Source organism: Halomicronema sp. CCY15110, from assembly GCF_016888165.1.
GTDB lineage: Bacteria > Cyanobacteriota > Cyanobacteriia > Phormidesmidales > Phormidesmidaceae > Halomicronema.
In genome coordinates this window covers 25,228-32,338 of sequence record NZ_JACSWC010000166.1, presented here as the reverse complement: position 1 = coordinate 32,338, position 7,111 = coordinate 25,228, and the positions used below count along the sequence as shown (strand labels likewise).

Annotated in this window: 6 protein-coding genes; 4 read left to right on the top strand and 2 right to left on the bottom strand. The window is 55.8% G+C overall.

Annotation, left to right across the window (positions count from 1 at the left end; translation table 11 throughout):
• The first annotated feature begins 524 nt into the window (after window positions 1–524).
• The 4 genes from JUK32_RS04450 (at window position 525) to nblR (ending at window position 4,846) form a co-directional block, all read left to right on the top strand.
• Window positions 525–1,196, top strand: a complete 672-nt coding sequence (locus JUK32_RS04450) for a response regulator transcription factor (protein WP_204137648.1) — start codon at window positions 525–527, stop codon at window positions 1,194–1,196.
• 112 nt (window positions 1,197–1,308) lie between these two features.
• On the top strand, window positions 1,309–2,622 hold the full coding sequence (locus tag JUK32_RS04445) for a ribulose bisphosphate carboxylase small subunit (RefSeq protein WP_204137647.1): 1,314 nt from the start codon (window positions 1,309–1,311) through the stop codon (window positions 2,620–2,622).
• A gap of 315 nt (window positions 2,623–2,937) precedes the next feature.
• The gene (locus tag JUK32_RS04440) at window positions 2,938–3,855 is read left to right on the top strand and encodes an NAD(+) kinase (RefSeq protein WP_204137646.1); all 918 of its coding nucleotides are present in this window, start codon (window positions 2,938–2,940) and stop codon (window positions 3,853–3,855) included.
• A gap of 295 nt (window positions 3,856–4,150) precedes the next feature.
• Window positions 4,151–4,846, top strand: coding sequence for a response regulator transcription factor NblR (gene nblR / locus JUK32_RS04435; RefSeq protein ID WP_204137645.1), 696 nt, complete (start codon window positions 4,151–4,153; stop codon window positions 4,844–4,846).
• Between the two features lie 37 nt (window positions 4,847–4,883).
• On the opposite strand, the gene thiL is transcribed toward nblR, so the two are convergent.
• Window positions 4,884–5,882: a thiamine-phosphate kinase gene (gene thiL / locus JUK32_RS04430; protein ID WP_204137644.1), complete on the bottom strand. Its 999-nt coding sequence runs from the start codon at window positions 5,880–5,882 to the stop codon at window positions 4,884–4,886.
• A gap of 12 nt (window positions 5,883–5,894) precedes the next feature.
• A complete protein-coding gene (locus JUK32_RS04425; protein ID WP_239112325.1) occupies window positions 5,895–7,064 on the bottom strand; it encodes a peptidylprolyl isomerase in 1,170 nt (389 codons plus the stop codon).
• Window positions 7,065–7,111 lie beyond the last annotated feature (47 nt).

Genomic DNA, 7,111 nt, shown 5'->3' with positions numbered 1-7,111 from the left:
GCGGGGGGTATTTCTGGGGCCACGCTGCTGGCCCTGTACTTTGTACCTGCCGCGTTTCTACTGACCAAGAGGGCAGCAACCTGGGGGAAACTACCTGCTGCAAAAGCGTGATCGCCCCCAGGCAGAATCAGCGGCGGTGTGAGCCGCAGGAGAAAGCAGGAGGATGCCAGAGCTATTTCATTCTAAAAATGGTCTTGAGGGTATCTAGGCCAAATTTGCAGAGACGTTCAGCCTGAGCCGTGGTGAAGAAAGGACAGCCGTTTGATCCTGATTACAGGAAAGAGCCTCACCCAACTTGACATCTGACTACTGTATCTTTGCTAGCTTTGGGGCCTTTTTGGCTGCCTGTAAATCGGCGAAAGGGTGAGGACACGATCGCGTCCTCACCCTTTCATGCAATTATCATGCGACAAAAAGTTTATTGAACTTCAGCAACAAATACACAAGAAGCTTATCTCTAGCCCTTAGCCTGTAGATAAGGGAAATTATTTAGCGTTCGATTTGTTGCTGCGCTGCTCAAGCCTATGCCACTCACAATTCTAGTAGTAGACGATGACGCGGGTATCCGACTCTCGCTAAAAGATTATCTAGAGCTAGAGGGCTACATCGTCGTGATGGCCGAAGACGGCTGGCAAGCGTTGGAACTGATTAGCCAATCTCAGCCACAACTCGTCATCACCGACATCAGTATGCCGCGCATTGACGGTTTTGCTTTTCTCAAGAGTCTGCGGCAGCAACCCGCTTGGCGGCTCTTGCCGGTCATCTTTTTGACGGCGCGTACCCAGACGCAAGAGCGGGTGCAGGGCTACCAGTCGGGCTGTGACGTGTATATTGAAAAACCGTTTGAGCTGCCAGAAGTGGGCGCTGTGGTGAAAAATCTGCTAGCGCGATCGCAGCTCATTCAAACCGCCTGGCTGCAATATCAGCAAGTGCCAGAACCCCTGCCAGTTGCGGCTCCGTCGCCCTTGTTACCCATGCCAGGCTCGGTGCTAGCCGATCATTTTTCGTTGACCGATCGCGAGCAGTCCGTTTTAGATTTGCTTTCTGAAGGCATGTCCAACGCGCAAATTGCCGCGACCCTCTTCCTCAGTCCCCGTACGATTGAAAAGTACGTTACTAACCTGCTGCGCAAAACCGACACCAGCAACCGAGCTGAACTGGTGCGATTTGCCATGGATCATCATTTAGTGGAATAAATCGCGACTGAATACCGGCAATGACCGCTCATTGCGTGTCATTCACCCTGGATAATGGGTAAGTCTGCTGTGTTGACCGGCGGATGACGATCGCCTGACTTTTCAATGGCCCATGAATTACTACATTTCGCCGCGCTTTTTGGACAAACTCGCGGTTCACATCACCAAAAATTACCTCAACCTCGATGGGGTCAGAGTGCCGGTAATTTTGGGTGTCCACGGACGTAAAGGCGAAGGCAAGACCTTTCAGTGCGAGCTGGTCTACGAGCAGATGGGCATTGAAGTCGTTCACATCTCCGGTGGCGAGTTAGAAAGTCCCGATGCGGGCGATCCGGCCCGGCTCATTCGTCTGCGCTATCGCGAAGCGGCGGAACTGGTGCGGGTGCGGGGCGTGATGGCCGTGCTGATGATCAACGACTTGGATGCGGGGGCAGGACGGTTTGACGCGATGACGCAATATACCGTCAACACCCAGTTGGTGAACAACACGCTGATGAATATTGCCGACAATCCGACGAATGTGCAGTTGCCCGGCAGCTATGATGACAAGCCTGTTCAACGGGTGCCAGTCATTGTCACGGGTAATGACTTTGCCACCCTGTATGAACCCCTCGTGCGGGATGGCCGCATGGAAAAGTTTTACTGGCAGCCCGATCGCCGCGATCGCGTCGGCATTGTGGGCGGCATCTTTGCCCCTGACAATCTGGGAGCAGCGGCGATTGAGCAACTGGTGGATACGTTTCCCCAACAGGCGATCGATTTTTACGGGGCGCTGCGGGCGCGCATTTATGACGAGCAGGTGCGCGACTTCATTCATGCTGTCGGCATTCAACAGGTGTCGAGTCGGGTGGTGAATGCGGCGGAACCCCTACATTTTCCCCAGCCACAGTTTTCCTTGGAGCACCTGCTACAAGTCGGGCAGCAGATGGTCAACGAGCAGCGCTACCTGCAAGAAATGCGGTTGGCGGATCAATATAACCGGGCCTTGCGGGAGCGATCGCCGGCTCACCCGACGGCGTCGCCACCTCCCGCCAGTTTCTATCGTGCCTACGAGGCGACACCCGACACTACTCCTGAATCAAGTACAGGGAATGCCCCGACTGCGGTCACCCCGTCATCGCCCCCGCCATCGGGGCCGACTGCGGCGTTGTCACCCGAGACCGTGCGCCAGGTGCAGTCGCTATTGCAGCAGGGCTATCGCATTAGTGCGGAACATGTGGATCAGCGCCGATTTCGCACCAATTCCTGGCAGAGTTGCACCACGATCAAAACGCAAAACCCGGACGAAGCGATCGCGGCGCTGGAGCACTGTTTAGTCAGTTTTCCTGATGAGTATGTGCGGCTGATTGGCGTCGATCCCCAAAACCGGCAACGGGTACTGGAGGAAATCATTCAGCGTCCAGCGGGGACGACGGGGCAAACGTGAAACGGCGATCGCCGCTGGCTGGAAGAGCAGTCGAACGGGCTGCGCTCCTGGCGGATGGGGCGACGCCCAGTGGCATCGGCAATGTTCCCAGTCTTCGCGTCCGGCGATGTTAGAGAGGCGTTTCGGGGGCGGTCGGGCGGCGATCGACTGCAGAAGGAATTTTGCTACAACTCAGCAACCAGGCAAAAAAGGCGGTAGCCTAATGAGATAGGTGAATCACAGCAGCAATTACAATTGTGGCTTGGTTTTGCCAACGAGCGGCTGCAACCTTCAGGTAGCCACTCAAGTTTTGTTTAGACCCTCTGGACGTGACGCGTGCCCAAGGTTGGGATTATTTTCAATGATATGAAGCCAGCCGCTCAAGAGGCGGCTGAACTCTGGCGTGAAAAATTGGTCATGAAAGGCTGTGAAGTTCACATGGCTAATGGCTTAGGGGGGTTGCTGGGATATTCCAGTCCGACCGGCCCGATTTGTCACACGCCCATTGATAGCCTGATTCCACCGCACTTTGACGAAGACATGGCATTTGCGGTGGTCTTAGGCGGTGATGGTACAGTTTTATCCGCCTTTCGCCAAGTCGCTCCGGCTGGTATTCCGCTACTGACCGTCAACACCGGGCATATGGGCTTTTTGACGGAGGCATATCTGAATCAGTTGCCCAGGGCAATGGAGCAGGTGTTGGCGGGCAATTACCGCGTCGAAGAACGCTCCATGATTGTGGTCAAGGTTTGCCATGCCGACCACACTGTCTGGGAAGCGCTCTGTCTGAATGAGATGGTGTTGCATCGCGAGCCGCTCACCAGCATGTGCCATTTTGAGGTGTCAGTGGGCAATCATGCGCCAGTCGATATTGCGGCGGATGGCGTAATTATCTCGACGCCCACGGGGTCTACAGCCTATTCGCTATCGGCGGGTGGTCCGGTGATTACGCCAGGGGTATCCGTGACCCAATTGATTCCCATCTGTCCGCATTCGTTGGCGTCACGTGGTATCGTCTTCCCTGATTCGGAGCCGGTGAAAATCACCGCGGCGAATACTGACCCGTTAGTCATGGTGGTGGATGGTAATGCCGGTTCCTATGTGATGCCCGAAGATTGGGTGGCGACGGAACCCTCGCCCTATCCCGCCAAGTTCATTCGTCTAGGGTCGCCCGAGTTCTTTCGAGTCCTACGTGAGAAATTAGGCTGGGGGCTGCCGCACATTGCCAAGCCGACCTCGGTGGAATTGCCTTAAGGGATGGCGATCGCTGTTCAGGATTCTGCCGCCTAATCGTATCCCTAAACTTATTAACCCGGTTTCGACTTTGCCCAACCTTCTCGCTTTGAGAATTGAGCGGCGGCGAAATTTGGTCTAGCAGGTATCTTAGTTTCAAGCCTGTTCTCGAACACTGAGATCGCCCATGGTGCAGATCTCATAACTCAGCTACTATGAATGGCTGAATTGTGGATGACCCGAACATGCTGGGTCGCGATTGCCCGCATGACAGGTTGAATGATCATTACCAACCGGGTTGGGAGTCCTAGCAGTTATGGATAGTAATGCGATTGATGCGGTGCCTCAGGTTTTACTGATCTGCGCGAATGCTGATCTCACCGATCGGCTCAGTCATGATTTGGTCGAGGCGGGATATGGTGTGAGCACGGCTACTACAGGCAAGCAGGGGATGGCCCAAGCACAGCGATCGCGGCCGGCGCTGATCATCATTGATCGCCTGCTGGAGGGTGAATCGGGGCTCGCGGTTTGCCAAAAGCTACGTAGTGAGCAGTTTTGTATGCCCTTACTCATGCTGATGGCGCGGGATACGTTGGACGATCGCATTGCCTGCCTAGAGGCCGGAGCAGACGATTACTGTCTGAAGCCTTTCCAGGCCGATGCTTTTTTGAAAATTGTGCAGATTTATCTACAACCGGGTGACACCACGGCGGAGCAACTGCGTTTTGCTGACCTGACGCTGGATGTGGGCACCCGCACCGCATCCCGCAACAATCGCCTGATCGAGTTGACCACCAAGGAATTTGAATTGCTCCGTTATCTGATGGAGCATCCGCGAGAGGTGTTGGCGCGGGAGCAAATTTTGGAAAACGTTTGGGGTTACGACTTTGTCGGTGCCTCGAACGTGATTGAGGTCTATGTGCGCTATCTGCGACTCAAAATTGACAGCGACAATGACAAACGGTTGATCCAAACGGTGCGGGGTGTGGGGTACGTGTTGCGCGAAAGCTAATGGGCGGCTCCCGGCCCTCACTGGCAGCCTAGCTGGATTAAAAATGCTGAAAACAGCTTTCCCAAGTCAGCGTGAGGTCGGGCTGATCGCCCACATCGTCTACCAGCACCACGTCGGAGCCTGCTTCCACAGTGCCGATGATGCTGGCGGCTGGCCCCAACACAGACAACAATTCCAATGCGGTGTCGGCGGGCAAACACAGCACCAACTCAAAGTCTTCGCCCCCATAGAGGCACCAGTCCAAAGCGGTGGCGTCGTTGAGCCAGGGCGTCAAAGCAGGCGGCAAGGGCAAGCGCGATCGCATCAACTTGGCTCCCACTCCACTGGCTTGGCAGAGCCAGAGCACGGCGTTGGCCAGACCGTCACTGCTGTCCATGCCCGCGATCGCTTCAAATTCAGAATCTTCCAGAGCCTCAAACAAAGCCACCACATCTAATCGGGGCACCGGATATTGATGGGCCTGGATGCAGGCTTGGCGATCGCGCTCAGAGAGCGGCGTTGCCGTTTCTGGGTGTAACAGCAGTTCCAGTCCCGCGCGCGCGGCCCCGTGCCACCCCGTCGCGAGGATGACCTGTCCCGATTGGGCGCGATCGCGGCGAATCACCCGCTGAGGGGCGACTATCCCTAAAGCGGTAATGGCGAGGACGGGTTGGGGCGATCGCACCAGGTCGCCGCCGACAATTTTGCCCCCATATTGCTGGAGACAAGCGTGCATCCCCTGATAGACTTCCTCGACCCATGGGACGGGGGTGGTGCCGGGTAGCGCGAGCCCAACGGTGATCTCAGTCGGGACTGCCCCCATGGCGGCCAAGTCCGATAGGTTAGCGGCGATCGCCCGCCAGCCAATGGCATGGGGGGGCGTAGTGAGATCGCTAAAGTGAACGCCATCGACCAGCATGTCAGTGGTGATGACGGTGGCCTGCGATCGTGGGGGCAACACCGCTGCATCATCCCCCAATAAGGCAGCCTCACAAAAAGGCTGGAGCCGCCTTAGCAACTCCAGCTCACCGAGTTCAGCCACAGTCGGCTGATCCATGAAAATGACTCCCTAAGTTGTGGGTTGTACGAGGTTTTCCAGACCGTCGATCACGGTGGCAGAAACGATGCGATCGCCCTGTCCCAATTCCTCCAAGAGTTCCTTATTCTCAACAACGCAGCCAAACACCGCAAAACGGCCATCCAGCAAGTTGAGCCCGGCGGGCGTTAATTCCGGTTCAAACAGGAAGAAGAAGAATTGAGAAGAACCGCCGTTCACATCATTGGGGGGACGAGCAAAGCCCATCACGCCGAAAGCCGAGAAGGGTAATACTGGATCATCGAGATAGCGTCCCAACTCTTCCAGGGTGGCACCGTAGATCGGCTCTTCGTCGCCCTTGACTAAAATTTCGAGGGGCACGGCCCGATATTCGCCTGTTTTTGGATCGATGAATCCCTCTTCTGGCCCTGCGGGATCCCCCGTTTGCAGCACGTAGAAGTCTTCGGCCCGAATGAACGGCATGTCGTCATAAAAGCCGCGCTGCACCAGGTCAATGAAGTTACCCCCCGTCACCGGTGCAGAGTAGCCATCAATCACTGCTAGCAGTGTCCCTTTGTTAGTCTCAAACTCAACGGTGGCGCGGCCCTTGAGCTGAGGCAGGTTGCTGTATTCTGCGGGTACCTCAAAGGGGAAGTCGGTGACCATCATTTCTTCAATGATCCCGACTTTTTCGAGCAGGTCGCCGCGCTGCAACCAAACCGTCTCGCGGTTTTTGGCTTGTGCGCCTTCGATCATCGGTGCCAACCCGGCTCGAATCTCGTCAAGGTATTGCGCCGCCAGCACCTGACGCTCGGCGGGCACATCCCCCAGGATGTTGTCGCGGCGGCGGCCAATCAACTTATCGATTTTTTGGGTGTCACGGATAATCGGTCCCCAACGCTTGCTCCGTAGCCACTCTGACAGCCCCTCTAAATCTTTTTGAATCGTTCGAATATCTTGATTGTCGATCGGTAGTGAGTAGCGCAACAGGGCTCGCCCATCGGTCACGGCGTTGCCCGGTGGCAAATAAGCCACCAAGGTTGAATCGGGCATGGGGGCGGCCTCAGCGCTTGGAGGAACGGCGGCGAGTCCCCCGCCCCAAAACACCATGCCTAGAACCAGGCAAAACAACCATCGATTAAATAAATGCATAGGTAAGGCTAGCAAAGCGTCATATTCAGCAAACGCTTTTGATCTTGCCATAGCACGGGCATCTCCAGAAGCATTCGGGAAAGTTGACGACTGAGCGG